Raw genomic sequence first — 556 nt, forward strand, 5'->3', positions numbered from 1 at the left:
GGAGGCCTTCCGCGTGCTCAAGCCCGGAGGCCACCTCTTCTTCACCACGCCCAACAACGACAGCCTGACGGCAAGGTTGTCCTTCCTGGTCCGGGGCTACTTCCCCGCGTTCTGCGAGCAGGACTACCGGGACTCCGGACACATCACGCCCATCACGGAACTGGACGCGCGGCGCATGGCCGTGGAGGCGGGCTTCCAGTCCATCGACTTCGACTATCCGCTGCCCGGGCGGATTCCCCGCAGCAGCGTGTACTGGCAGCGGTTCCTGCCGGGGCTGCGCGGCCGGTGGTGGAGCGACGGGCTGTTCGCGCTGCTGACGCGCCCGCGCTGAAGACACAGACGACGGGACTGGCCGCCTGTTCAGTCTTCGTGGTAGCCCCTGCCGCGAACCAGCGAGGAGCGCGGATGCAACAGCGTTGCGTGTGGGTGGGAGCGGATCCGCTGTACCAGACCTACCACGACGAGGAGTGGGGCGTGCCCGTGCGCGACAGCCGCGCGCTCTGGGAGATGTTGATGCTGGAGGGCTTCCAGGCGGGGCTCGCGTGGATCGTCATCC

2 protein-coding genes are annotated in these 556 nt (G+C 68.2%); both read left to right on the forward strand.

Translation table 11 applies throughout. From position 1 onward, the window contains the following. A partial coding sequence (locus HV826_RS36455) for a hypothetical protein (RefSeq protein ID WP_217918924.1) occupies nt 1-331 on the forward strand: 331 nt, incomplete at its 5' end. Nucleotides 332-405: 74 nt separating this feature from the next. Then, nucleotides 406-556: DNA-3-methyladenine glycosylase I (locus HV826_RS36460; protein ID WP_176421583.1), on the forward strand; the 151-nt coding region annotated here is incomplete at its 3' end.

This window comes from Myxococcus sp. AM010, from assembly GCF_013372585.1.
Lineage (GTDB): Bacteria > Myxococcota > Myxococcia > Myxococcales > Myxococcaceae > Myxococcus > Myxococcus vastator.